24 protein-coding genes are annotated in these 24,426 nt (G+C 42.1%); 7 read left to right on the top strand and 17 right to left on the bottom strand.

The genetic code is table 11. The annotated features are described in order from the left end of the window. Window positions 1-658 precede the first annotated feature (658 nt). Window positions 659-2,251 carry a response regulator gene (locus tag ACVBAX_RS08755; protein ID WP_447116669.1) on the bottom strand — a complete coding sequence of 531 codons (1,593 nt, stop codon included), beginning with the start codon at window positions 2,249-2,251 and terminating at the stop codon, window positions 659-661. A 2-nt stretch (window positions 2,252-2,253) separates the two neighbouring features. Then, window positions 2,254-4,047 carry a cache domain-containing sensor histidine kinase gene (locus ACVBAX_RS08750; RefSeq protein ID WP_447116668.1) on the bottom strand — a complete coding sequence of 598 codons (1,794 nt, stop codon included), beginning with the start codon at window positions 4,045-4,047 and terminating at the stop codon, window positions 2,254-2,256. A gap of 175 nt (window positions 4,048-4,222) precedes the next feature. Here ACVBAX_RS08750 and ACVBAX_RS08745 point away from each other — a divergent pair, with 175 nt between their 5' ends. The 5 genes from ACVBAX_RS08745 to ACVBAX_RS08725 all read left to right on the top strand — a co-directional run bounded on the left by ACVBAX_RS08745 (window position 4,223) and on the right by ACVBAX_RS08725 (window position 12,119). Continuing rightward, window positions 4,223-5,191 (top strand): carbohydrate ABC transporter permease, encoded by a 969-nt coding sequence (locus ACVBAX_RS08745; protein ID WP_447116667.1) that lies wholly within the window; start codon window positions 4,223-4,225, stop codon window positions 5,189-5,191. Then, a complete protein-coding gene (locus tag ACVBAX_RS08740; RefSeq protein WP_430774659.1) occupies window positions 5,191-6,018 on the top strand; it encodes a carbohydrate ABC transporter permease in 828 nt (275 codons plus the stop codon). Before ACVBAX_RS08745 ends, ACVBAX_RS08740 begins: the two co-directional genes overlap by 1 nt. Before the next feature lie 88 nt (window positions 6,019-6,106). Further along, a complete protein-coding gene (locus ACVBAX_RS08735) occupies window positions 6,107-7,402 on the top strand; it encodes an ABC transporter substrate-binding protein (protein ID WP_119710210.1) in 1,296 nt (431 codons plus the stop codon). Between the two features lie 276 nt (window positions 7,403-7,678). Continuing rightward, on the top strand, window positions 7,679-9,301 hold the full coding sequence (locus ACVBAX_RS08730) for an SWIM zinc finger family protein (protein WP_447116666.1): 1,623 nt from the start codon (window positions 7,679-7,681) through the stop codon (window positions 9,299-9,301). After that, a complete protein-coding gene (locus tag ACVBAX_RS08725; protein WP_447116665.1) occupies window positions 9,294-12,119 on the top strand; it encodes a DEAD/DEAH box helicase in 2,826 nt (941 codons plus the stop codon). Before ACVBAX_RS08730 ends, ACVBAX_RS08725 begins: the two co-directional genes overlap by 8 nt. A gap of 196 nt (window positions 12,120-12,315) precedes the next feature. Here ACVBAX_RS08725 and ACVBAX_RS08720 read toward each other — a convergent pair whose 3' ends face one another. The 6 genes from ACVBAX_RS08720 to ACVBAX_RS08695 all read right to left on the bottom strand — a co-directional run bounded on the left by ACVBAX_RS08720 (window position 12,316) and on the right by ACVBAX_RS08695 (window position 15,857). Then, complete coding sequence (locus tag ACVBAX_RS08720; RefSeq protein WP_447116664.1) at window positions 12,316-13,242, bottom strand: LCP family glycopolymer transferase; 927 nt, start codon at window positions 13,240-13,242, stop codon at window positions 12,316-12,318. A 79-nt stretch (window positions 13,243-13,321) separates the two neighbouring features. Then, window positions 13,322-14,014, bottom strand: a complete 693-nt coding sequence (locus tag ACVBAX_RS08715; protein ID WP_447116663.1) for an LrgB family protein — start codon at window positions 14,012-14,014, stop codon at window positions 13,322-13,324. Beyond that, entirely contained in the window at window positions 13,990-14,388 is a 399-nt protein-coding gene (locus ACVBAX_RS08710; protein ID WP_447116662.1) for a CidA/LrgA family protein, read from the bottom strand. Before ACVBAX_RS08710 ends, ACVBAX_RS08715 begins: the two co-directional genes overlap by 25 nt. Before the next feature lie 188 nt (window positions 14,389-14,576). After that, window positions 14,577-14,711 (bottom strand): hypothetical protein, encoded by a 135-nt coding sequence (locus tag ACVBAX_RS08705; RefSeq protein WP_447116661.1) that lies wholly within the window; start codon window positions 14,709-14,711, stop codon window positions 14,577-14,579. Continuing rightward, window positions 14,708-15,094 (bottom strand): single-stranded DNA-binding protein, encoded by a 387-nt coding sequence (ssb, locus tag ACVBAX_RS08700; protein WP_430774523.1) that lies wholly within the window; start codon window positions 15,092-15,094, stop codon window positions 14,708-14,710. Before ssb ends, ACVBAX_RS08705 begins: the two co-directional genes overlap by 4 nt. A 193-nt stretch (window positions 15,095-15,287) precedes the next feature. Then, entirely contained in the window at window positions 15,288-15,857 is a 570-nt protein-coding gene (locus ACVBAX_RS08695; protein WP_447116660.1) for a DUF6944 family repetitive protein, read from the bottom strand. Window positions 15,858-16,008: 151 nt separating this feature from the next. Between ACVBAX_RS08695 and ACVBAX_RS08690 the strand changes: the two genes are divergently transcribed. Then, a complete protein-coding gene (locus ACVBAX_RS08690) occupies window positions 16,009-16,434 on the top strand; it encodes a YwpF-like family protein (protein WP_447116659.1) in 426 nt (141 codons plus the stop codon). 331 nt (window positions 16,435-16,765) lie between these two features. On the opposite strand, the gene ACVBAX_RS08685 is transcribed toward ACVBAX_RS08690, so the two are convergent. The 8 genes from ACVBAX_RS08685 to spoIIID form a co-directional block, all read right to left on the bottom strand. Continuing rightward, window positions 16,766-16,930, bottom strand: a complete 165-nt coding sequence (locus tag ACVBAX_RS08685; protein ID WP_447116658.1) for a hypothetical protein — start codon at window positions 16,928-16,930, stop codon at window positions 16,766-16,768. Between the two features lie 47 nt (window positions 16,931-16,977). After that, window positions 16,978-17,676, bottom strand: coding sequence for a polysaccharide deacetylase family protein (locus ACVBAX_RS08680; RefSeq protein ID WP_447116657.1), 699 nt, complete (start codon window positions 17,674-17,676; stop codon window positions 16,978-16,980). A 49-nt stretch (window positions 17,677-17,725) separates the two neighbouring features. Continuing rightward, window positions 17,726-18,160 (bottom strand): 3-hydroxyacyl-ACP dehydratase FabZ, encoded by a 435-nt coding sequence (fabZ, locus tag ACVBAX_RS08675; RefSeq protein ID WP_119710220.1) that lies wholly within the window; start codon window positions 18,158-18,160, stop codon window positions 17,726-17,728. 108 nt (window positions 18,161-18,268) lie between these two features. Next, a complete protein-coding gene (locus ACVBAX_RS08670) occupies window positions 18,269-18,553 on the bottom strand; it encodes a DNA-directed RNA polymerase subunit beta (protein ID WP_447116656.1) in 285 nt (94 codons plus the stop codon). 14 nt (window positions 18,554-18,567) lie between these two features. Then, window positions 18,568-19,395, bottom strand: a complete 828-nt coding sequence (locus tag ACVBAX_RS08665; protein WP_447116655.1) for a flagellar hook-basal body protein — start codon at window positions 19,393-19,395, stop codon at window positions 18,568-18,570. An 18-nt stretch (window positions 19,396-19,413) separates the two neighbouring features. Next, window positions 19,414-20,253 (bottom strand): flagellar hook-basal body protein, encoded by an 840-nt coding sequence (locus ACVBAX_RS08660; RefSeq protein ID WP_447116654.1) that lies wholly within the window; start codon window positions 20,251-20,253, stop codon window positions 19,414-19,416. 361 nt (window positions 20,254-20,614) lie between these two features. After that, window positions 20,615-21,616 (bottom strand): rod shape-determining protein, encoded by a 1,002-nt coding sequence (gene mreB, locus ACVBAX_RS08655; RefSeq protein ID WP_160545970.1) that lies wholly within the window; start codon window positions 21,614-21,616, stop codon window positions 20,615-20,617. 333 nt (window positions 21,617-21,949) lie between these two features. Further along, the gene (gene spoIIID, locus ACVBAX_RS08650) at window positions 21,950-22,222 is read right to left on the bottom strand and encodes a sporulation transcriptional regulator SpoIIID (protein ID WP_119710225.1); all 273 of its coding nucleotides are present in this window, start codon (window positions 22,220-22,222) and stop codon (window positions 21,950-21,952) included. Window positions 22,223-22,881: 659 nt separating this feature from the next. On the opposite strand from spoIIID, the gene ACVBAX_RS08645 reads away from it, so the two are divergent. Continuing rightward, entirely contained in the window at window positions 22,882-23,718 is an 837-nt protein-coding gene (locus tag ACVBAX_RS08645) for a LysM peptidoglycan-binding domain-containing protein (RefSeq protein WP_447116653.1), read from the top strand. Between the two features lie 30 nt (window positions 23,719-23,748). Here ACVBAX_RS08645 and ACVBAX_RS08640 read toward each other — a convergent pair whose 3' ends face one another. Continuing rightward, a complete protein-coding gene (locus ACVBAX_RS08640; protein ID WP_447116652.1) occupies window positions 23,749-24,414 on the bottom strand; it encodes a 3'-5' exonuclease in 666 nt (221 codons plus the stop codon). Window positions 24,415-24,426 lie beyond the last annotated feature (12 nt).

Here is a 24,426-nt window from a genome sequence, read left to right as displayed (position 1 = left end):
TCAAACCACTCCTTTTACATTATCTTACTCCCTATTTTAGAGATTCATAGATTTTATGAAACTGCTTACATTGACGAGTAGGGTGGAAAATATTGACCTCACCGGATTCGAAAGTAATCAGATTACTATCATATATTCTGCTACATGGGGACTTAGAAACCCTTACCACAGGTTTCATTTTATTGCTTTCATGGGAATCTAACTGGATGTTTGGTTACCGATAGCTTAGTTTTCCTGCCCTCATGGGAACCTAAGCGCCCTTTTGATTACCACTAGACTTGGTTTCCTGCCTTCACGGGAACCTAACTACCCTTTTGGTTACCATTAGCTTAGTTTTCCTGCCTTCGCGGGAACCTAACTACCCTTTTGGTTACCATTAGCTTAGTTTTCCTGCCTTCGCGGGAACCTAACTACCCTTTTGGTTACCGTTAACTTATTTTTCCTGCCCTCATAGGAACCTAACTGCTCTTTTGGTTACCGCTAACCCCGCTCTCCTCCCTCCTACGGGAACTCAATCACCCTTTCAGTGACCACCAACCCCTATTTTCCTCATAAACAGGCACTGACACCCCCGTCAACTCGCCCTCTCCTTTCCAACCACCTACAAATTTCCCCATACAAATAAAAGAGACCACCTCAAAGTAGTCTCCTAACAACTCTATTTCTTACCAACCAAACCCGCCCGATACTCATTCGGCGTAATCCCCACAACCTTCTTAAACACCTTGCGAAAATACTTATCATCCTGGTAGCCAATCATATTCGCAATTTCATATATCTTCAGCTGGCTATTTTTCAACAATGATTTTGCCTTTTTCATACGGATGTTCACAATGTAATCAGATATATTCACGTTAAATTCCTGCTTGAACTTTCGTGAGATATACTCCCGGCTAATGTAAAAATGCTCAGAAATCTCTTGAAGCTTCACGTCGCGATCGAAGTTTGCCTGCAAATACGCTTCAATATCTTCAATGATATTAGTTGTTTTTCTACTGACCTGTTTCTTCAGCTTTCTCAAAAACACAATGATCTCGCGCCTTTTCGCAGCTACATAGTCGTCCAGCATAAAGTTCCCATCTTCATCAAAGTACGAATCCACTCGGCCCTCGACATCTTCAGATACCTTCACCTCAAGCTTATTGGCTTTATACCAGCGATTGCTCAATAGCAAGTACTCATTTTCAAACTGCACTACTTGTCTAACCGATAAGTAGTTCTGTTCGGTAAAATCGATCCGCATCTGCTCAATGAGCTCATCGAATGCTTCGATTTCCCCTGCTTGAATCGCGAGGTCTATGCTTGAGGAGTAATCCATAAGGCTCTTCAACGGTTTGTCCGGCATTACATGTTCCACATACACCTTACATGCTTTTGGCTCCAACAGATTTCTGCCCACGAGTACCTTCCTCGCTTCCCGGTACGATTCCTTCAGCTGTGAGCTTTCCTCGACCATTTTCCCTACAGCGATTGGACAAGCGATATTCATAGCCGCTTGCAACGATTTGTAAATGCCAGTGAGAATTTCCTTCAACTCATCAAATCGATCCCAAAAGATGATAACAACCTCACCTTTGTTTGATAAATATCGAAATCCGATTCCGCACTCTTTTTCTAGTAACATTTCGTTTACCACATTTAGTACTGTAAAATAGGCTAAATCACGATCTCCACCAAAAGCTTCAATCGTTCTTCGGTTCACCCGAATAATCCCTACCGTGTAACTTCGTGATGACTGAAACCCTAATTCCTCGAACAATCCCTCGTCCACACCCTCGTCACTATTCATGAGCTGCGTGAACTTTCGGTCGCGGTAGACGGGCTTCATCATATTCATCAACTGCCCGCTCGTTTCTTCTTTTTTCCGCTCCTCTTCTTCCTTTTTCCATTCATTCACTGCCGTTTCTAACGTTTGATTCAATATTTCCGGATCCACCGGCTTCAGCAAATAATCCGTGCTTCCGAAGTGAATTGCTTTTCTCATATAATGATAGTCATCGTACCCAGTGACGACGATCACCTTGCTAGAGGGGTGATTTCCTTTGATCCATTCGAGTAGCTTCGTGCCGTCCATTTTCGGCATTTTCATATCGGAAAAAATAATCTCTGGACGGTGTTTCTCAATGAGGTTCGTTGCTTCTTCTCCATTGCTCGCTTCATAGATCGTGGTGATTCCGTGCTTTTCCCAATCCCCTAAAAGTTTGATTCCTTCACGTACATGCGTTTCATCATCAACAATTAATACGATCACGGTTAGTTCCCCTCCTTCGGCATTTCAACAGGAATGCTTATGCTTACAACAAAGCCTTCTTCTCCATTTTTATAAATAGAAAAATCCGCTTGATTTCGATAATAAATCACTAATCGATCATAAATATTTTTCAAGCCGATCGATGCCGATGACTTCTCGGTGCCACTATATAATTCGTGACGAATATCGCTTAATTGCTCGTCGGTTACTCCTGCTCCATTGTCCTTCACGGAGATTTTAAGCATCCCATTCTCCTGGACAGCCGCAGAAATGATGATCGATTGTTTGTCTGTATGCTGATCAAAGCCATGCTTAAAGCAATTTTCAACAATCGGCTGCAGAATCATCTTCGGAACCAAAATTCCCTCTGTTTCCTTTTGAATAACCAAGTGAAAATTAAATTGATCATCAAATCGTTGTTTCTGCAATTGCAAATACGATTTGACATGCCGTATTTCGTGTGATAGCGGAACGATATCTTCTTTCATATTCATGCTATACCGCATGATTCCAGCAAGTGACGTTAACAGTGTATACACCTTTGTCCCGTTAGCTTTGAGTGCCAACGTACCAATCGATTGAAGTGAGTTATATAAAAAATGCGGGTTAATTTGCGAGCGCAAAACGCGAAGCTGGGATGCTTTATTTTCAATATCCAACCGGTATTCGCGTTCAATCAGTTCATTTATTTTTTCAATCATGCTCTTAAAATGTTTTCCTAACATACCAATTTCGTCATTTCCTAATGACTCAAAATCTGCCTTGAACTCCCCTTTTTCTACCTTTTTCATATTGGTGATCAGCACTTTTATGGGGGCTGTAATTTTAAAAGAAACAAACATTGTGGCGACTAGCACGACCACCATGGTCACAATTCCGATTAGAATGTTGGTGAAGGCTGTCTGACGAGCGATTTGGTACAACACATCATACGGAATTCGCTTAGCAATATACCAATTTTCCACTGGTCCTGAAAATTGGTCAAACACGATTACCCCTTCGTCCCACTCAAGGCTCTTGGTGGATGATGGTTGCTCCTTGATTGGTTCGTACCAACTCTCGGTCATCGGTTCTCCAATCATCTCTTCATTAGAGGAATACACCACGATTCCTTGGTCATTTACAATAAAAAGCTCTTCGGTGTCCTTCGTATATAATCGATCCGCTACCGCTCCGATTCTTGATAAATTAATATCAATCGAAAGAAAACCTAATATATCTTCCGCTGGTACGTCGCGAATGATGCTATGAAAGCTGAGGACCTTTGTACTCTGTGATTTGGGTATAAAGGCCATATTGTTGTAGCTGGATATTTCATGTGGCGGTTCAATTAAATAAAAATCATCATGATCGGGCAGCTGCGCATAATAAGGATGTAACATGATATTCTCGTATTCACCCCTGCCACTAATCGTAGAATGATAGTTCGTAAACGAGTCCTTCTCCTTATCAATATACAGATGCATTTGTTCAATTTCAGGACGTGTATTAAATAAATACGCTAGCGCGCGTCGGATTTCTTCTTGGTTACTCCCAATGTCTCCCGATATTCCTTCTCTCATCACGCTCATTAGCGGGTCATAGCGATAGAGCACCGTTGACATTTGTGCAATATCTTCCAGATAAACCGTCAGCTCCTGCTCCCCTTTTGTGATAAGGTCATGATTCGTGGAAACAAACTGATCATTAATAGAGTTGGTTGTTTGGTAATAGGTGATTCCAATCGCTGTACCAAATGGAAGGATGGTTGCCAGCATTAAAAAGATGATTAACTTTTTTCGAATTCCCCACTTCATAGCTCCCTGCTCCTCCTCTGGACACGAAATCCCACTCATTGTAGCACAATTTTCCTGGACTTCAACAGAGGGTGTAAAAAATGAAACCGTTCAATATTTTCCACCCTGTTGGTCAATGTAAGCCGTTTCATAGTTTTTTAAAATAGTTGAAAATAGGACTATGGAGGTGCAGGGGATGAATAGTCAAAGTAATGTAAAAGAAGTTGACGGGGCAGTTGTTGTTAGTGAGAAACGCACGCAAAAAGCTGTGTCCACTCCTTTGTTTAGTAAAAAGAAGCTGAAAGATGCAGGATTGTTCACCTTATTCGTTGGACCTGTATTCTTAGCATTTACCTTAATTGTTTTAATTCCTTTCTTTTCGGGTGTTTATTATGCATTTACGGATTGGAACGGGATCACAGGGTCGGTCCAGTGGGTTGGACTTGATAATTTTAAGTATTTGATTTTTGAAGATAAACAGTTTCACGCTTCCTTCCTTCTAACGACGAAATATACGATTGTAGCCATCTTGCTAACAAACGTGATCGGGTTTGGATTAGCGATTATCGTGACACAAATGCTGAAAACGAGAAATATTTTACGAACAGTATTCTTTATGCCGAATCTACTTGGTGGTCTTTTACTAGGCTTCATTTGGCAGTTCATTTTTGTAAAAGGATTCGCTTCTATCGGCGAGATCACAGGAATTCCACTTTTTGAACTAGCTTGGTTAGGCGATGCAAGCACAGCCTTTTGGGGAATTGTGATTGTCAGTGTGTGGCAAGGTGCAGGTTACATCATGATCATCTATATCGCGGCACTGCAAAATGTTCCACAAGAATTAATTGAAGCAGCAAGAATTGACGGTGCTAACAGATTTCAAATTCTCCGTCACATCACGATGCCATTAGTTGCACCAGCTGTAACGATCTGTTTATTCTTAACAACGGCATCCTCTTTTAAGATCTTTGATGCGAACCTATCGCTAACAAATGGTGGACCATTTAAATCAACTGAGATGTTAGCGCTTAATATTTACACAGAGGCTTTCGTTAATAACCGTTACGGAATTGGTGAAGCAAAGGCATTGATTTTCTTCCTTGTCGTAGCTGCGATTACCGTACTACAAGTGACAATTTCTAAGAAAAGGGAGGTTGAATCGTGATGGGTCACAAGTATTCATGGAGAACCTTCAGTGTTGAGATCTTTGCGATTGTGCTCGGACTTTTGTTCCTAGTCCCTTTCTATTATGTGGTGTCAAATTCCTTGAAGCCTTTTGCCGAGATTTTAACGAATACTTCGGCATTACCGAAAGTGTTTCAGTTTGAAAACTATGTACGAGCCTTTGAAATGCTTGATTTCTTTAACGTTTTTAAAAATTCGTTGATTATCACAATTGCTAGTAATGTAGTTTTAGTGCTCTTTTGCTCGATGGCGGCGTATATGCTCGTTCGTACGAAAAAGAAGATTAGTAATATCATCTTTATGACCTTCGTTGCTGCGATGATTATTCCGTTCCAATCGATTATGATTCCGCTGATTAAAACAGCTGGAAATTTTGGATTACTGAACAGCATGTGGGGCCTGGTGATTATGTATTTAGGCTTCGGATCTGGAATGACGATCTTCTTGTACCACGGGTTTATTAAAGGAATTCCGGTTGAACTGGAAGAAGCTGCGATCATTGATGGTTGTTCACGATTCGGGGTTTTCTGGAGAATTGTTTTTCCACTATTAAAACCGATTACGGTGACGATTGTGATTTTAAACAGCTTATGGATTTGGAATGACTTCTTATTGCCGTCTCTTGTTCTTCAAGACCCGGAGCTAAGAACGATTCCACTTGCGACTTTCTTCTTCTTCGGTCAATATACGAAGCAGTGGGATTTAGCACTTGCTGCATTGGTACTTGGTATCATTCCGTTATTGATTTTCTTCTTCTCGATGCAAAAACACATCATTAAGGGAATTACTAGCGGTTCAATTAAGTAAGGGTTTTACCTCCACGGTCTGAAAAAGCTCAGGCTGTGGAATCAAATATAAAAATTTTAAAGATCTTTTTCCAAGGGGGAAAACAAAAATGGCTTTAAAGTTGAAAAAGTATTCGGTTTTAGCAGGTGTATTGTCTGCGTCACTTCTTTTAGGAGCTTGTTCAAGCGATAGCACTTCTGGCGACAAAGAAGGTGCAAGCAACAGTGATAAAGTAGTAATTGATATTTTCCAAGGGAAGGTTGAAATTGCTGATCAATTGAAAGCGTTAACAGATGAGTATACAAAAGAACATCCTGATGTGACTTTTAATATTGAAACAGTTGGTGGCGGTGCGGACGGTGCGGCTGCACTAAAAGCAAAATTTGCTTCTAATAAAGCACCTGATATTTTCACAAATGACGGAGATGCACAATTATTGGTTTGGCAGGATAAGTTAGAAGATTTATCTGATCAACCTTGGGTAGCTGACGCATTCGAAGGTACTTTAGATGGAATGACATCTGACGGGAAAATCTACGGTATGCCTTTAAACATGGAAGGTTACGGGTTTGCTTATAACAAAGAATTATTTGAAAAAGCAGGTATCACGGAGCTTCCTACGACATTCTCTGAATTAGAAGCAGCAGCTAAGAAGCTTCAAGATGCTGGCATCACTCCATTCTCGATCGGTTATGGCGAGTGGTGGGTATTAGCAAACCACGGCTTAAACGTTCCATTTGCTTACCAAGAAGACACTGACGCGTTCTTCACTGGCTTAAATGACGGTTCTGGTAAAATTGAAGGCAACGAATTCGTAAGCAAGTACTTTGATCTCATCGACTTAACAATCAAGTACGGTAACAAAAATCCATTAACAACAGACTACAACACACAAGTAACGCTATTCGCTACTGGCGAAGCTGCAATGACGCAACAAGGAAACTGGATTCAACCAATGTTAGACAAGATCAACCCTGAAATTGAAGTTGGATTTATTCCAATGCCACTTACAGATGACGAAGCTCAAACAGATAAGCTAATGGTTGACGTTCCAAGTAACTGGGTGGTTCACAACGGTTCAACGGATGAAGAAAAAGAAGTAGCAAAAGACTTCTTAAACTGGATGGTTACCTCTGAAGCTGGTAAAACAGCATTAACAAAAGAATTCAAGTACATCCCTGCATTCAAGTCTGTTGAAGCATCAGCTGATGACATCGGCCCTCTAGGCGCTGACCTTCTGAAGTACTCTCAAGAAGGCAAAACATACTCTTGGCAGTTCATGAAGTACCCAGACGGTGCTGGTCAAGAATTCGGTGCAGCTCTTCAAGCATACGTTGGCGGCCAAGCATCTAAGGAAGACACAATGAAAGCCTTCGACGCAACTTGGCAGAAGCTTAAGAAATAAGTAGCAAAACATAATAATCACTGACTGACCCAACTAAGTTGGGTCAGTTTTTAGTTGTTCACGCTCACTGTCCACCCCAGACGGACAAAAAGGGTATATCTGTCCACGCGCGGTGACAGACACCCTAAAAAGACACTTCCCTACATTCTGTCCACGAAGGGTGTCAGACACCACAAAAAGACACTTTCCGCTCATTTGTCCGCGAGGGGTGTCTGTCACCGCATTCGGTGGTATAATGGAGGATAGACTATTTTTGATAACGGGAGGGTCGGACGGATGTCACATATCCCTGAGGTTTACAAAGAATTAATTGAAGCGACTGCCGCAGATGTTTCGAAGCTCCTGAGTCCGGGTTATGAACTGGATGCGAAGCTGATGCAAAAAGGACTTCTTATATATAGGCAAGGACTCGTTACAAAGGTCCGTTACGAGGATGGCTCTGTTACATCAACGGTTCAGGATGTTACACCGGTTTTTGTTCAGGTGGAGTTGAACTTCTTCCAAACAAGCTCCTGTTCCTGCCCAGCTGATGGAATTTGCCGTCATATCGTCGCTACCTTCCTTTACGCATTTTCCCAAGTCGGCAGTGTGGCTGACTGGGTCGAGGAATGGCGCACCCCTCTTCATGAGAAAAAAACGGCGCAACAGCTCGGACTCATGAAGGCCAAGGATTTAATGAAGGGATCAGGCTCGATCAAACCCGATTACGATCATTGGGTTCAAACCTTTCAAAATAGCTTTCAATCCATCATGAATGGCCAAGGAACACCAAAGCCCTACCTCATCCCAGAACTGTACCAGGCCTATACGAGACGACTGCGTGCCACCGCACCGGTTGAATTAGAATGGAAGAATCTGTACCAATTGATCGGAAATATTTATTCGTTCCGCCAGTTACTCAACTTAAGTCAGGAATCCGGTCATAGCTCGTATGACATTGAACGCAACTATCAGCAGCTATTTTTCTCACTCATTGACGAAACCGAAGTGCTCATCAACCGCCTAAGCGTACACGCCCTTCCTTTCGCCTTTGATGAGTTCATCGCCCGACTCAAAGATGATGTAACCGACCTTCTCATTGACGAAGTTGCTTTAGAGTTTGAACGAATCCAGCTTTATCAGCTGCTTTGGAGTTCTCTTTTTAAAAAGAAGCATTGGCGTGAAGAAGAGCTAGATAAACTAGCGAACCTTGGGAAAATCAATGGCTCTTACGCCCTATCCATCGGCTACATTCATCTCAACTTATTGTTAAAACGAGACGAAAAAGCTCTATCTTTTATCACTCAACACGAAGCAGACATTAGTCCTTTTCTTCTCATATGGTTGGAGGACTTTAAATCACAGCGTGACTGGAAACGCATGGGACCCTTCGTCGAGGCATTTATAGGCTATTTACGCCCTTATTTACTCAGTTTACCGAACAGCTACGCGTGCTTTGACTTCACACGGTATGCAACTAGAGTGCTGCAATCCTATTGTGCTGAAACCAATCGGATTGATCTGTATGAAAAAATTCTCATGCAGCTTCTTCCCTATAGCTACCGTGAATACGAGCAATACTTATATATAGAAAAGCAATTCGAAAAATGGAGTGACCTGCAAGCCTATATCGGCTATGACATGACCTCCATCTCGACCGACAAAATCAAAGAGCTTCAAAAAGAGGACCCAGCCGTCCTATTGCCACTCTACCATCAATCGATTCAGAAAAATATTGATTTGAAAAATCGTGGCAACTATCGACAAGCCGTTCGTGAGCTAAAAAAGCTTCGAACACTATACAAAAAACTCAAGCGCCAAGACGAATTTGAGCAATTTTTCGACCTATTACTTGAGCGCACGAAACGGCTTCGAGCGTTTCACGAGGAATGTCAAAGGGGTAAGCTGATTCATGCTTAAAACGAGACTCGTACACATACACATTCGTCATATAGAAAACAACCGCTACTTTATTTGGGCAACCAATGACCATAACGACGACGTCCAACCGTCACAGTGGAAATCACTTCTATTTAACCGCCACAAGGAATCGTATTACGGTACCTTTGTCGATGAAGAAACGATTGACCAACATCCCGGCGTGTCCATCGACGCTTGGCAGCTTGTGTCACTTTTGGCACAAGAGCAATTCAATCAGCTTATCGAGTGGGATTGGGATGAAACGGCGCAAATCTGCCTAGCTTCTGCCCATTCGCTGCACGAAGCGATTTCGGAAAAAGATTGGCTTCCTGACTTTTCAGCGTGGGAACAAGACGAATTCCGCTGGGCCCTTCCTGAGCGGGTCAAGCAGGAATTTGATCCGTCTTTTTTCGAGCAACAAATTTCTGAGGAAGAAACCGTTCAACTTTTTATAGAAAAATGGTTCGATTCCTCCCTTAGCGCCTTTTTCGACAGAAATCAGGAATGGCACGAAAAAGTCGGAGTAAAGCTTGATGCTTTGAAAAACCAAGCCCTGTCTCCACGCGCATTGGCTACCTATTTTGATGAAGAAACATGGAGCGAATGGATTGGACTGAAAGAGTCTCAAGTACCGTTTTCATTAGGTTTGCGCTTAGAAGAACCAGCTGATCTTGATGGAACATGGGAACTGCAAGTCTTTTTACGTGGAAAAAATCAACCAGATCTGATTGTAGATGCCAAAGATGACAGCAATATGCCTAAAAGCTGGCAGGCGTACGATTCATATATTGAACGTGAGCAACAGCGCTGGGTGGAACTTTTTCCATGGCTGGAAGGAAGACGTGGAGTCACCAGTCAGTTAACGGAAAACGATGCTTGGATGTTCTTGTCTGATGCGAGTGAAACCTTGCTAGCATTAGGAGTCGAAATTCTCCTCCCTTCTTGGTGGCAAGCGATGAAGAACGCGAACTTGAAGGTCAAAGCCAAGCTCAAGGGAACTGGCTCACGCGGCCAGTCATTTGTTGGCCTCCAGGCGATGCTCGATTATAACTGGCGCTTCTCGATGAACGGAGTAGAGCTGAGTGAAGATGAGTTCCATCAGCTGGTAGAGGAAAAAAGACGCCTCGTGTTTATTCGTGGCAGGTGGATTAAGCTCGACCCAGGATTTATTCGCACGATTCAAGATCTGATGAAAAAAGCGGAAAAAGAAGGCTTACACGTAAGAGACCTCATTCAGCAGGAGCTTTTAGGTGGAGATGACGAAGATCCTTCTCAATCGTTGGATGATCCACGTGCGTTTGCCAAAATACAAATAGAGCTGAACCGTCAGTGGAAGCAAATGATCAACCAGCTTCAGGACGTTCGTTCAATTCCAGAGGTTGAAGTGCCCGCAAGTTTCCTTGGTGAACTAAGACCATATCAAAAACAAGGCATGAGCTGGCTATTGTTCTTGCGTAAGTATGGATTTGGTGCGATTTTAGCTGATGATATGGGACTTGGAAAAACGATTCAGCTGATCAGTTACCTTTTACAAGTGAAAAAAGAGGACAAAAATCCGGCACCGGCTTTGATTGTTTGTCCAACCTCTGTACTTGGCAACTGGCAAAAGGAGATCGAACGCTTTGCTCCAAATATGAATGTCTACCTCCATTACGGTTCGAATCGTTTGAAAGAGGAGAAGTTCAACGAGAAAGTGTTGGAGTCGGACGTAGTGTTAACCTCCTATGGACTCACTCATATCGACACAGCCGAGTTCGAGCCCATTACATGGAGCTCGGTCGCGATCGACGAAGCGCAAAACATTAAAAATGCCGGAACAAAGCAATCCCGTGCCGTGCGAAAGCTAAACGGTAAGCACCACATCGCACTAACGGGAACACCGATGGAAAATCGTTTGACCGAACTTTGGAGCATTTTTGATTTTACGAATCACGGGTACTTAGGAAGCTTAGGGAATTTCCAGAAAAAGTTCGTCTTGCCGATTGAAAAAGACAACGAGAAGGAAAAAATCAGTGAGCTTCAAGCATTGATTCGACCATTCTTACTCAGACGGACGAAAAAAGATGAAGAGGTTGCTCTCAATCTACCGGATAAGCAGGAACAAAAGGAATACTGTCCGCTCACCGCCGAGCAGGCATCACTTTACGAGCAACTCGTTCAAGATACATTTGCTCAGATCGAAACGCTTACTGGCCTCGAGCGAAAGGGACTTATTTTACAATTGTTGAGCCGCTTAAAGCAGCTATGCAACCACCCTGCCCTTTACTTGAAGGAAGAAAATCCGTTACAGCTTCTTGAACGTTCAGTTAAACTTGAAAAATTAACCGAGCTCATTGAAGCTGTACTCGAGCGCGAGGAAAGCGGCTTGATTTTCACCCAATACATCGAAATGGGTGAAATCATCCGACGTGTGTTAAATAAGAAGTACGGCATTGAAGTTCCTTTCTTAAACGGAAGTGTGCCAAAAGCCAAGCGTGATGAAATGATCACACGATTCCAAAACCGCGAGTTCCCTGTGTTCCTGCTAAGCTTGAAAGCCGGGGGAACTGGGCTAAATCTAACAGCGGCAAATCACGTCATCCACTACGATCGCTGGTGGAATCCAGCCGTTGAAAACCAAGCAACCGACCGTGCGTACCGAATCGGGCAAAAGCGATTCGTCCACGTTCATAAATTCATCAGCACAGGCACACTCGAAGAAAAAATCGACGCCATGCTAGAGAAAAAACAAACGCTAAACGATGCAATCATCCAAAGCGACAACTGGATCACCGAGCTCTCCACCGACGAGCTCCGCGACTTAATCCTACTCTCCTAGTAATAAGGTGTCTGTCACCACAGAAAGACAGATTAGGGCATTTTGTCCTCCCTGGGTGGACACTTTACACTCTGTCTACTGTCCGTCTCAGGTGGACAAAACCGATAAAAGTGTCCACGAAGGGTGTCTGTCACCAGAAGCGGTCACCGCAAGCGGGACGTAGAAAGACCCAGCCACGATGGCTGGGTCTTTTCCTTTATACTGCTAAGTGTCCTTTTAGTTCTTGTTGCACTCGTTCTTTTTCCTCGTCGGAGACAAAGAGGTACCATATTTTCCCTATGTACCCGCCTTCACCTTGAATCGTGAGTTGGTCAATCATCCTCCCCGATTTCCGATAATTTTTCTGGATATCGACCATTTGATCCCAAGTTAGGTTCGTCCGTACATTTTCTCCGAGTGCGGAGAAAATATCACCGAAATTGGTTAGTGAGCTAAAGCTTGCCCCTTCGCGGATAACTCCTCGAATAATTTGGCGCTGGCGCTGCTGTCTTCCGAAATCACCTTGTGGGTCGTCGTATCTCATTTGCACATACGAAAGAGCTTCCTTACCCGTTAAACCGATATCGCCTTCTTTAAAAGTAACGCCCCCGTTAGAAAACTCAAACGAGTTGTTTACTGTAATTCCGCCTACTGCATCCACAATATCTTGAAAGCCTTCCATATTCACCTTTATATAATAGTCAATCGGGATGTCGAGAAAGTTTTCAACGGTTGCCATCGCCATTTCTTCATTCCCGAAGGCATACGCATGATTAATCTTATCCTCGGTACCACGACCAACGATCTCCACCCTCGTATCACGAGGAATGCTTAACATCTTCACTGTCTCTAATTCCGGATTCACCGTCAATACAATCATCGTATCTGATCGGCCTTTGTCTCCTTCTCTCTCATCCACACCAAGCATCAACACCGAGAACGGCTCCTGCGCCTCAAGTGAAACTTCCTGTGCCCTCTTGTCGGAAACCTTCCGACTCGTTGGATCATGCATCGTCTCCACTGCTTTACTCAGCGAGTGATACACGGAATATGCATATGCACCTGCTCCAAGAAAAAGCAGCAGCAGGACGATTCCTGTTACCCTGACCCATCTCCGCTTTTTCTTACGCCTTTCTGCCCTCATAAAGACAAACCTCCCTTTATGAAAACAGAATAACAGAAAAATTATCCAATTTTATAAAAAGTGTTCGACAATTTCTTTTTTACATATAAAACAACCAAACAACCATCGTCCCAAAACTAGAACCTAAAATCGCACTTAACGTCATAGAAACCGAGCTAATCGAAACCGTTAATTCATCAAACTCCTTCGCCTTTGAGGTTCCAATCGCGTGAGAGGCACTTCCAAAGGCCATTCCTCTTCCTAATGGGCTTGTAATTCGGAACCATTTAAATATTGTAGGTCCCAAAACCGCTCCCGTAAGACCTGCTAGCAACACAAACACAATGGTCATAGAAGGAATTCCCCCGATCGCCGATGCCACCTGAATCGCAACGGGCGTGGTAATCGATTTAGGAATAATAGAGAGGATGAGGTCTTGAGAAACTCCTAAAATCTCTGCGAGCAACACTCCACTGATCATTCCTACCACTAACCCCATAAGCACCCCTCCCACAATCGGAACAAGCTGACCTATTAACGTTTTTCTCTGCTTATACAAGGGAAGAGCAAGAGCAACAACTGCAGGTCCCAGCAACTGGTTGATCCATTCTCCACCGATCATATACGTTTCATAGGATAGTTGAAACACACTTAATATCACTATAATCGCAATGGTGGTTGTCAGTAAGGGAAGAAGAAACGCGAAGGAATACTTCAAGTACAACCGGTTCATCAAAAGATACATGCCAACCGTTAATACCACAATTATTATTGAGACAAGGAATTGTTGCACTGAATTTCCTCCTTCCTTTTTTGTGCCATTCTTTCTAAGAGCTGACTACACCACCCAGCTGAAATCATCGTCACGATGGTACTTACCATGATAATCCCGAATAATATTACCCCTTTCCCTGAAAAAAGGGATGGTTCATTCATCACACTGACCGTTGCTGGTACTAGTAACAGTGGAAGAAAAGTGATAAGAACACTCGCACCATCTTGAATCCAATGGATGGGGATAATTTTTAAAAATAATAAAATCAATAATAATAGCAAGCCAATAATACTCCCAGGAAGAGGGATATGGAGGAAGTCTTTAAGGAAACTGCCTATATAAAATAAACCATACAAAATACCAATCTGAAAAATCACCTTTGTTACATACATATTGTTGATCCGCCACCTTATTTAAAAGACTATCTTTATTTTACTATAGAAACCATTACAGGGGGGTCGATTGGAATGCAGAATCGACAACACACAAAAAACCGAGCAGCCATTAAAGCTGCTCGAAAAAGTGAGGGGGAGTGGGGTGGTCATTGATTCTATCTAAGGGAGAAAATATGAGGATTATTTTAGTATCTTAAGTGCGTTTCTCGTATCGCACATTCTAACTGAGCGATTCTCATTTGTAACAAAGAGATATGTTCATGGGATTTACCCACGAGTTCAATCAGCTGTTCCACTACATGTTCGTTCATTTGTTTCAAGGAGCAACAACCTCTCTTTCTGGTGGAGGAGTTGGAAGTGGAATTTTTGCGGCCCGGTCGTCTTCTCTTCTCGGACCGATAAATCGAACGTTTTCAGCGACCACTTCGGTTACATACGTTCTTTTCCCCTGTTGATCATAGCTACGTGTCTGGATTCTGCCGGTAATGCCAATGAGGGAGCCTTTTTTACAAAAGGCAGATGTGTTTTCGGCGGTTTTTCGCCATAAGGTACAATGAACAAAGTCTGTGTCCACCTCTCCTTTTTGGTTTCGATATTGTCGGTTTACTGCGAGGATGATATTGCACACATATACTCCTTCTGGGGTCACTCTCAAATCTGGATCTTTCGTCAACCTCCCTACCAACGTCACTTGATTAATCATCTGTCATCTCCTCTCCAATTGATGCTCTAATCATAATTGGAAAAGGATGCCTATGTAAAATAGTCATGGTTCAATTTTCCTATTTATTTCCCATGAACTTTTCGTCATTTCCTTAGACAAAAATGTAAATTTATCCTCTAAATACCCCTCCAAATTACGATTTTCACCTTTTCAAAAGTTTTTTTCGACAAAGCTATTTGTTCAACGCATAGGCAATAAGGACTGTACCCACAAATTCCACCCACCCTCCTGTAAAAAGAAGGAATCGTTTTTGTTTCTCCTTTTCCTCCGGAGTTAGTACACCGATTGAATCGAGGATCGTACCTAACGTAATCAGACTCAATCCAGCCAACTCTAGGTTTGGTGCCGTTCCTTCTCCGACTTGAGCAACACCAGTTGCTTCTAGCGCCGCCCCCATCGATTGAATCGTGCTTCCTAATGAATTGAACCTTGTATTCTCTTGTGAGGGACTTTCTATTTCCATATTGGTTGCCAAACTATTAATCGTATTTCCACTTGCCTGAACAAAAGTACCAACCATCCCAAAGACATTCTTCTCTTCCTCCGGCTCATCCATCAGCTTTAACCGGCCAACTCCTTGCAAGGTATTTCCAACCGCTTGTACCGCATTGCCGTCACGTATGAGCTTCTTATTGATTTCTTCCACTGGATGAGCCCCCGTTTCCCCAACGGCCGAAATGAAAGCCCCTATCGCCAATAAATTGGCCCCGACCACATTTAATTCTTCACCCTCTAAATACAAAGAAATCACCTCAAAAATACGCTCATGCTAATATCTTATTCATAGAGTTTTTCCTTGACCATTTCGCATAGATTTTTTCAAAAGGGAGCAGAATTCGCTTTCATCACTGCATATGTTATAATTTAGGAAAGCTTGTTCGGGAGGTATCAAAATGAAAACGTTCAAATTGATTTCTTTACAAATCATTGACGACAGTGAAGCACTAGATATTACTCTCCATGACGGACTAATTATCAACAAAGAGGACGAAAGAAACAGATGGTTAATTGAAGCGTATGTAGGTGCTAACTATCATGATTTTTTTACGAAACTTCTAGAATCGGAAAAAGAAACACCAGCGCAAGTTGTCATATCCAAAAAGGAAAACGATCCTGCCAGTTTCACCACTAGGGTTCTTTCTGTGAAAAAAATCGATGGTCGTCTTTCTGTTTTATTTGAAGGCTTTTTAAAAAGATCGAAAAATTACGCAGAGCTACTGCTAAGTGATCTGATTAACCAAGGATTAAGCGGGGAAGAGCTATTAAGCGAATTCCGTGAAAAAATGATGACCAAACCTAAATTAACTTCTACTTCATAAGAAAACGTCAACGAGCATTGCTTGTTGACGTTTCATTTACTTCCTTACCTTATCCACCATAAATTGAAATCCATATAAAAAGAACGATTTGAAAAAGAAGTAAAGAAAAAATTGGGGTTGACTGATTTTTCTCAACCTAGCTACATTAAGCGGTCTAAAACCCGGATCACAATAAAGGCAAAAAAGGCGTTGATCCCTGCATTCAGTAATAAAAACTTTCCCAGATTTCCATATGTCCACCTTAATATCACATAGAAGCCACGATAAACGGACCAATATTAAAAGACATTTCTCCAGTTACATACGATTTAGGTTTATTATAAAAGACCCACTATTTTTTCTTTTTTGCATATAACACATTAATGGCTTCAAAGGCTAAAGCAAAGATCGATGCAGGCATAAATCTCTTAATATTTTGTTTTCCTAAAAAGAACAAAGTGGCCCAAGAGACAATCACCATGATCACATTAACTGTCCATTGCTGTCTCAAATTCATGATCAGAAACTCCTTTTTTCCTTAGAGTTTCCTAATATCGAAGTTTTTCATTCATACTGTAAAAGCTCAGAAACCGTCACAAACGTGTATCCTTTCTTTTTCAAAGCTTCAATAGTTGGCCCCACCGAATTCAAGCTTTCTTTCCGACTTTCGTACATCACATGCAGTAAAATAATCGAACCAGGCTCCATATGCGTCACAATATCATCGGTTATTTTTTCAGAATTGGCGGCAATGTCTGGATCATTCTCTGGCTCCCTATTCCACATAATTGTTGGTCGATCATGTTTATTCAAATAATAGGGAAGGAACAATAGCTTTTTCCCAAAAGGAGGTCGAAACGTAATCTCGCCTTCGTACCCAGCTGCCCGAATCCACTCATCCGTCGATTCGATTTCTTTTTTTATAAAGCTTGGTGATTTTAATACCATTCGCTCGTGAGAATAGGTATGGTTGCCTATTTCGTGCCCGTCCCGCACAATCTTTTTTGCCTCTTCCATATTTTCTTCAATTTCTATTCCTGTTAAATAAAAGGTCGCTTTTATCCCTTCTTCTTCTAAAATGGACAGAATCTCATCAGTATGAACCCCTGGCCCATCATCAAAGGTTAATGCGACGACTTTTTCTTCCGTCTCTACTTTTTCGACTATGCCTCCAAAAAATTGAAAGCTTCGAGATTTGGATACTTGAAATAAAGAATAACTCACCGCTAAGAGTACCATTAAAACGATCAAAAGCTTTTTCATATATCCTCCAAAAAAATAGACCAAATCCTATGATTCGGCCTCATTTAATCTATTCCTTTTTATCACCAAGACCAAACATAATTTCCACTTCACATACAAGTTCGCCCTCAACCGTAGCAACCGCTTTGCCTTTTCCAAAGGTGCCGCGTACTCTTGTCATTTCGACTTCTAAACGAAGCTGATCACCAGGTACAACTTGGCGCTTAAAGCGACAGTTATCAATTCCTGCAAAAAATGCCAGACGACCTTTATTTTCTTCTTTAACGAGCATCGCAACCGCTCCCACCTGTGCAAGAGCTTCTACAATGAGAACCCCAGGCATAACTGGAAACTCAGGAAAATGTCCGTTGAAAAACTCTTCGTTCGCTGTCACATTTTTTATACCGATTGCACGCTTTCCTTCTTCAAGCTCTAAAATGCGATCCACTAGCAAGAATGGGTATCGGTGCGGAATGATTTCTTTAATTTGTTCTATATTCAACATGAGATTTAGTACCTCCTACTAATACTAGGTTTTATATATACTATTGTATCGGAAAGCCAGTAGGAAAAGCAAACAAAAAAAGCAGTCAAACTTTTGACTGCTTTCTGCTTATTTATCACTATTCACCAATTCAACGATATGCGTCCACGTTGATTTGTCAAACACATCCTTGGCTTTGCCATTACCCATGACGCTGTATCCGACCATTGCACCTGATACGGTACTTACAACAAATAGAATGGCAACGATGATAACCCGAAGCCAGATCGGAATCAGACGAACGCGAATTCGCTTTCGGCCTTCCTTCAGCGCTTTCTCCTTTTCTTCTCTGCGTTCCTTTTTTCGCTGCTCGCGTAAGGAAACAGCTTCCTGGTTACTATTGTTTACAGCCATGGTTGATTCCCCTTTTAACGAATTCCGTTCACAAGTCCCATCATCTGATCTGCAAGTGTCACGGAGCGAGATTGAAATTGATATGCACGCTGAACATTGATTAGCTCAGTCATTTCTTTTGAAAGGTCCACATTCGATTGTTCGAGCGCTCCCTGTTGAAGGCTGATTTCTGCTCGTAGCCCTCCATTTAGCTCTGTTAATACTTCATCTTCAGCCACATTTGCTGGAAGACCAAGTAAGTTTCCACCACGTTGCTCTAAGAATTGTGGTTTGTTCACACGAACTACTCCAAGGTTAAACACTTCTGTCGCTCCTGCCGTTTTCGTTACCGTTAACTGGCCATTCGCATCGATGTTATAATCCTTGGCTTCACCATTTATTGTAATCGGATTATTATTTTCGTCAAGTACTGGCAATCCATCGCCATTCACAAGCATCACTTCTGTATCGGAAAGAGGCGATAAATAAAGCGCACCATTTCTCGTATACTGAACTTCATTTACTCCATTGGTTTGAACAAGTACTTTAAAAAGTTGCCCTTCTTTTGTAAAAGCCGTATCTAGTGAACGATCCGTTTGTTTAAGTGCTCCCTGAGTCATAACGAGTTGAGCCTGTCCAAGCTTTGCTCCTGTTCCTTGACGGATACCATTGGGAGTCAGTCGGTTCACTTCTTTATTCGCACGCTCTTGGTTGTTAAACTCTTGAACCAATAGATCGGTGAAGGTAGCTTCTCTTCTTTTATAGCCATTTGTATCAACGTTTGCCATATTATTAGAGATAATATCCATTTGCTTTTGAAGCTGGGATAAAGTATTTGTCGCTGTAATCATCGTACGATTCATGAATGAGTGCCTCCTTCCTTATCCAATTCTTCCGATTTCATTCGCTGCCTTGTCCATGCTCTTATCATACGCTTGAAGCACCTTTTGGTTGGCTTCAAAAGCACGATATGCCGTTAGCATATCTGTCATCGTACGGCTCACGTCGACGTTAGAGCGTTCTAAATACCCTTGCTGCAGTTTAAACTGAATACCATCTGTGTCAAAGGCATTGACAAGTGGATTGCCATCTTCTGTGCGGTATAACCCATCGCCTTCTTTAATCATACGCTGTGGATTTTCAGCAAATCCTACTCCTAGGCGGGCTGTTTCTCCATTTGTACCGGTGATACGGCCATCTTCAGTTACTTTGAACTGATCGCTTGAAAGCTGGATCGGTTGTCCCTGATCATTTAGGACTAGGTTGCCACTAGAAGTCGTCAAAAACCCTTGTCCATCTAATGTAAAGTCACCATTACGAGTGTATTTTACCGTTCCATCTGCACCTTGTACGCTATAAAAAACCGATCCTGCTAGGCCATTTTGCGCATTTGCCGGCATATACACATCAACTAGTGCAATATCCGTACGTTGCTCTGTTGCTTGTAAATCTCCTTGAATGAACTTCGGAACAGCTTCCTGCATATATACACCCGTATTTATTGCACCAATTGTCGTTCCGGTCGTAAGGTTTAACCCTTTTTCAGTCGGAATGGATAGCGAATCATAACGTTTTAATAGCATCTCAGGAAACGCACGCATGGATGCCTGGTCTGCCTTAAATCCTGGAGTATTCGCATTCGCCATATTATTAGAGAACATCTCTGTTCTTCTCTGTTGGGAGATCATACCTGACGCAGCCGTATAAAACCCTCTAAACATCCTGTCACCTCTTCATTTTCAATTATCTATATAAATATCAGAATATATTTCAAAACCACACTTACTTTCTATTATAAAAAAAAATGTCGAAAAGCACATTATGTTTTTTCAGGAAATTCGAAACCTCGGTGACAGACACCACCAAAAGACAAATCACCCCATTTTGTCCACGGAGGGTGTCTGTCACCACAGAAAGACAGATTGGTCACTTTTGTCCGTCTGGGGTGGACACTGATCAGACTGTCCGCCTGAGGTGGAAAATTGGGTTGTTTTGTCCACGAAGGGTGACAGACACCCTAAGATGACACCTTAAGACGTCAAACGAAAGGCACTTCCGGTCGGAAGTGCCTTTTGTTTGGTTTTAGCCTAGTCTTCTGCGTGGTAGGCGATCGATGTTATCAAGCATGATGCCTGTTCCGATCGCTACGCAGTCCATTGGGTTTTCTGCTACTAATACAGGAACCTTCAGCTCTTCAGCAAGAAGCATGTCGATGCCGTGTAGTAGTGCTCCTCCACCTGTTAAAATCACTCCACGGTCAATGATGTCCGCAGATAATTCTGGTGGTGTTCTCTCAAGAACAGATTTTGCGGCTTGTACAATAACAGCCACTGATTCGCGAAGTGCTCCTTCGATTTCTTCTGAACGAACCGTAATCGTGCGTGGAAGTCCTGATACCATGTCACGGCCGCGAATTTCCATTTCCTCTGAACGAGAACCTGGGAAAACCGTCCCGATATTGATTTTGATATTCTCTGCCGTACGCTCACCGATCAATAATTTGTATTGACGCTTAATATAATGAAGAATTTCGTTATCAAACTTATCTCCAGCCATCTTAATAGAAGAAGAAGTAACGATATCACCCATAGAAAGAACAGCAACGTCTGTTGTTCCGCCCCCGATATCAACAACCATATTTCCGCTTGGCATAAAAATATCCATCCCAGCGCCAATCGCTGCTACCTTTGGCTCCTCTTCTAAGTATACCTTCTTCCCGCCGCTCTTCTCAGCCGCCTCTTTAATTGCCTTTTGCTCCACACTTGTAATGTTGGTTGGGCAGCAAATCAAAATGCGTGGCTTAGATAGAAAGCCTTTCACATTTAACTTATTAATAAAGTGCTTAAGCATCGCTTCTGTTACGTCGAAGTCAGCGATTACTCCATCCTTAAGCGGGCGAATCGCAACGATATTCCCTGGTGTACGTCCAACCATCTTTCTCGCTTCTTCACCAACGGCAAGCACACGATTCGTATTCTTATCTATAGCCACAACGGATGGTTCATTTAACACAATGCCGCGGCCTTTCACATGGATCAGTACGTTAGCTGTTCCTAAATCGATTCCAATATCTCTCGCAAACATCCTTTTCATTTCCTCCTTGAAAGGTAACAATCGTATTCGTGCTCTTCTCATATATATCATGGGTTAAATTCTTATTAAAAACTCGGTGTGTAGGAAAAGAGACTTACCTATTACGAACCTAATGTCTCTAATAGAGTATTTTATCACAAATTGGTAAATTACAATAATAATTTGTCAAAAAGACAGACAAAATGTCAAAAAAACTTTTGAATACGAAAGTTCACTATCCTTTTCTATGTAAAACAGGGTCAATACACGTATTATCTGCACCACTCGTCGGATCATCACAAACAAAATAAAAACCCTCCATACATTCATGGAAGGTTTTAAAAATCACTGAACAGGCTCGCCTTCTAGTTCTTCTTTCTTATACTTCATTTTTGTCGCTTCTCCCCCGCGCAGGTGGCGGATCGATTTATGGTAATCTAATATGTCTTTCACTTCGTTTGCCAGTTCTGGGTTTATCTCGGGTAGTCTTTCGGTTAGATCTTTATGGACTGTACTTTTGGACACGCCAAACTCCTTCGCGATTACGCGAACTGTTTTTCTCGTCTCCACGATATACTTTCCAATCTTGATAGTTCTCTCTTTGATGTAATCGTGCACACCACTCGCCCTCCCTAAATTGGATGTGAGAAGTGTGAAATGAGACCCGCTTCCGCTTTTGGTGTACTGTTACCCGCACAACATCCATTATTATTTTCAAAAAGCAATTTCTTCTGAGCATTTGTGTGCGGCAGAAAGTGTGACACTTTCTAAACGTTACAAGGAATAAACATGTATGGAACTAAATCTCGCGCATTTGCAAACGACTCCTCACCTCATACACTCTCTTTGTAGGTTTGTAACCATTTTATTAGCTTGGTTGAGAATATATGCACGAAAAACACAATAGGGACAAGGCTTATTGAAAATTTTTTGAAAAATCGGACAAAAACGATCTATCTTCACACATTTTTTTCGTAATAAATGTTACAAAATCGTCAAAAACAAGGAAAAAGGACCATTCGATATAAAGGACAAGCAACTATCATTTACCGGTCAATTTGACCCTGTTGCCGTAAATTCTGGAAATACCACCCAAAAGCGTAGGTCGTATTACGCCAAAAACCCTCACAGTTTCTTGAAAAATAGGTGAAAGGTTTGAAGAACTTTGTCGAAATTTTAGAGAGGTTATCCCTATTGTCTACCCAAAGACATATTACGTAGAATGAGGTGAATTTATACATAAATATGGTTTTATTACTACATTTTGGGGAGATATTATGGACTATTCAAGAAAAACAAGGATTCAAAATGAAAGAATAGCTGCTTCAAAGGCAAACCGTCGTAAACTTGCTGGTGTGACCATGATCGCAGCGATTACAGCTTCATCCTTATTTGGATCTGGTATGAAGTCAGCAAAAGCAGAAACAGAAGCTGGCATCTACACCGTTCAAAAGGGTGATACCCTTACACGCATTGCCAAACAATACAATGTAAGCGTAAACGAGCTGATGAAGGAAAATAAGCTCGCTTCCGACAAAATCTATATCGGGCAAAAACTTGAGGTTCCTACTCACCTTGGGGAAGAAGAGGACTACGAAGAGATTTCCTTTCAATCACACAAAGTGGTTTCCGGAGATACGTTATATCGAATTTCCGTCAAATACGGAACAACAATTTCAGAACTTAAAAAAGCAAACAAACTATCATCGAATACAATCAAAATCGGACAAAATTTACTGATTCCAAGTAAGGAAAAGGAAATCTCACAAAAAGCAAAGCAGCTTGCGAAGTTTTATACCGTTGCCCCTGGGGATACCATCTATGGCTTAGCCAAGCGCTTTGGTACGTCCATTGATGTGTTAAAAGGACAAAATGGCCTAAATACAGAAATGATCTTAATCGGACAAAAATTGCTGATTACCGATACACCCGTTACGACAAGAGCCAAAGTAGTTGGTGCGATTGACAAGTTTACCGTCGAGTTCCAAACAGCCACTGGATCACTGCCCTTAAAAGTGTCTTATGGAACGGCTGAGGCTTATCAAAAGCTATCAGGAAAAGAGTACATTCTTTCCTATAAAAATGGTGCGTTAGTATCTATACAACCGGATTAAACGTAAGAGCATGGGGTTTTCCCCATGCTCTTACAGCTGCAAGAACCGAGCTTGACTCTCTGTCGCCTTCACAAGCTCCCCCCACGTACGATAGCCGCGATCGCGAAATTGCTGGATAAGCTCCACAAATAAATACGCCGTTGTCTTCGCATCACCTACTGCATGATGCCGCTCATAAATTCTTGTTCCAAACGCACGCGCATATCGCTCGAGGTCGCGCATATCATAGGACGGAGCAAGAAACCCAATCAGATCAAGTGTATCAATCGTAAAAGTCCCCTTTAGCCCGATCTTTTCTCGTTTCAATTCATTTTTCAACACAAGCGTGTCAAAGCTTACATAATGCCCAACCAAACTCACCGTTTCCTTCTCTCTCACATACGAAAAGAAATCAGAAATGGCCTCAAATGCATAGGGTGCAACAGCCACTTGTTCATTAGAAATAGACGTCAATTCCGTTATTTCCCGAGAAATTTGTCGAGATGGATTCACATAGGTTTGAAAGCTTGAAGCCTCACAAACCTTAAAACCGTCTACTAGAACCGCCCCAATTTCTATCAATCTGTCTGATGTTGCTATTTCGAACCCTGTCGTTTCCGTGTCAAAAACGACAAATTTCAGCTCTTCTAGTGGAGTGGATAACGGTATTTCCTGATATAGAAGCGGGCAAGTGAGTGATTTTCGTAGAAAGAACATCTCTTTCCTCCT

It is taken from the genome of Robertmurraya sp. GLU-23 (genome assembly GCF_052983275.1).
The sequence above is the reverse complement of the archived record's forward strand: the minus strand, read 5'-3'. Positions and strand labels throughout refer to the sequence as shown.